This window comes from Hydrogenophaga sp., from assembly GCF_051007235.1.
Lineage (GTDB): Bacteria > Pseudomonadota > Gammaproteobacteria > Burkholderiales > Burkholderiaceae_C > Hydrogenophaga.
In genome coordinates this window covers 1-1,610 of sequence record NZ_JBPCSJ010000044.1, presented here as the reverse complement: position 1 = coordinate 1,610, position 1,610 = coordinate 1, and the positions used below count along the sequence as shown (strand labels likewise).

Annotated in this window: 3 protein-coding genes; all 3 read right to left on the bottom strand. The window is 68.0% G+C overall.

From position 1 onward, the window contains the following. On the bottom strand, nt 1-621 hold a 621-nt coding region (locus tag ACR2JA_RS01435; protein ID WP_434007364.1), incomplete at its 3' end, for a branched-chain amino acid transaminase. 87 nt (nt 622-708) lie between these two features. Further along, nucleotides 709-1,107 (bottom strand): glycerate kinase, encoded by a 399-nt coding sequence (locus ACR2JA_RS01430; RefSeq protein WP_434007363.1) that lies wholly within the window; start codon nt 1,105-1,107, stop codon nt 709-711. A gap of 59 nt (nt 1,108-1,166) precedes the next feature. Then, a partial coding sequence (locus tag ACR2JA_RS01425; RefSeq protein ID WP_434007362.1) for a magnesium chelatase domain-containing protein occupies nt 1,167-1,610 on the bottom strand: 444 nt, incomplete at its 5' end.

Sequence of the window (1,610 nt, the reverse complement as noted above, 5' to 3'; positions counted from 1 at the left end):
GAACAGGTTCTCGCCCGCGCCCTCGCTGACGAAGCCCGAGGCGTCGAGCAGCAGCGCCTCGTCGTAGCCCTCGTCGGTGGCCTCCATGTTGGCCAGGATGGAGTTGGTGTAGTTGCTCACCGCCTTGGCCTGCGTCATGGTGATGTTGACGTGGTGGCGGGTGTAGCTGCTGGTCTTGACGCGGATGCCGCGCTTGAGGCCCTCTTCGCCCAGGTAGGCGCCCCAGGCCCAGGCGGCGACCATCAGGTGGATGGTGTTGCCCTTGGGGGACACGCCCAGCTTCTTGTCGCCGATCCAGGTCAGCGGGCGCAGGTAGCACGACTCCAGCTTGTTCTCGCGCACCACGGCACGCTGCGCCTCGTTGACCTGCTCCTTGGTAAAGGGCAGCTGCATGCGCAGGATCTTGGCGCTGTTGAACAGGCGGTCGGTGTGTTCTTCCAGGCGGAAGATGGCGGTGCTGCCGTCGGCCGTCTTGTAAGCGCGCACGCCCTCGAAGGCGCCGCAACCGTAGTGCAGCGTGTGGGTCAGCACGTGGATCTTGGCGTCGCGCCAGTCCACCATCTGGCCATCCATCCAGATCTTGCCGTCGCGGTCGGACATCGAGGGAATCACGGGGCTCATGCGGGGTCCTTTGGGTCGTGGAGTGCGACGGCGCCGGGCGGCACCGCCAAAAACACCCATTTTAGGTGCCCGCCGAGGGGCGGTCGCTCAGTCCTGTGCGGGTGGGCGCTGCAGTTCCCAGGCACTCACGCGGCCGCCCTGCAGGGTGACGCTGACCGAGGAGCCGCCACTGTCGGTCCAGCGGTAGCGCTCGGGGTCTTCGCCTTCGGTGCTCAGGCGCTCGCCCAGCGACCGGGTCATGGCGATCACGTGCATCAGGTTCACGCCGGGTTTGAGCTTGGCGTTGAACATCACCGCGCTGTCCACGTGCCCGATGGGGCGTTTGGCGGCGCGCTGCATCACCGTCAGCAGCCGCGTCCAGTGCAGCAGCAGCCAGAACACCAGGCCGCCGCTGACGGCGAAAAAGCCGGCCCAGCCGTATTGCCGCGCCGCAAAAATCAGCAGACCGATGACAAGCAGGGGGACGGCGATGCGCTGGAGGTTCATGCGGTGATTGTGTGCAAGGCCAGCGCGGGCTGCGCTGCGGAATCTGCGTAGAGGGGAGGTCAGGCCAGGCTCCGGGCCAGTTCCATGGCCTCTTCGATGCGGTCCACCCCGTGGATGGTCAGGCCCTCGAACGCTTTGTCGTTCTTCTTCGGCGCGTTAGCCTTGGGCACCACCGCCACGGTGAAGCCCAGCTTGGCGGCTTCCTTCAGCCGTTCCTGCCCGCGCGGCGCGGGGCGCACCTCGCCAGCCAGGCCCACCTCGCCAAAGGCGATGAAACCCTTGGGCAGGGCGCGACCGCGTAGGCTGCTGGTGATGGCCAGCATGACGGCCAGGTCGGCCGCCGGTTCGCTGATGCGCACGCCGCCCACCGCGTTGACGAACACGTCCTGGTCCATGCAGGCCACGCCCGCGTGGCGGTGCAGCACGGCCAGCAGCATGGCCAGGCGGTCGCGGTCGAGGCCGACCGACAGGCGCCGCGGCGAGGGCCCGCCGCTGTCCACCAG

Bases quoted from the DNA above. Each gene is read 5' to 3' on its own strand.
- ACR2JA_RS01430 (WP_434007363.1), bottom strand. From the start codon at position 1,107: ATGAACCTCCAGCGCATCGCCGTCCCCCTGCTTGTCATCGGTCTGCTG.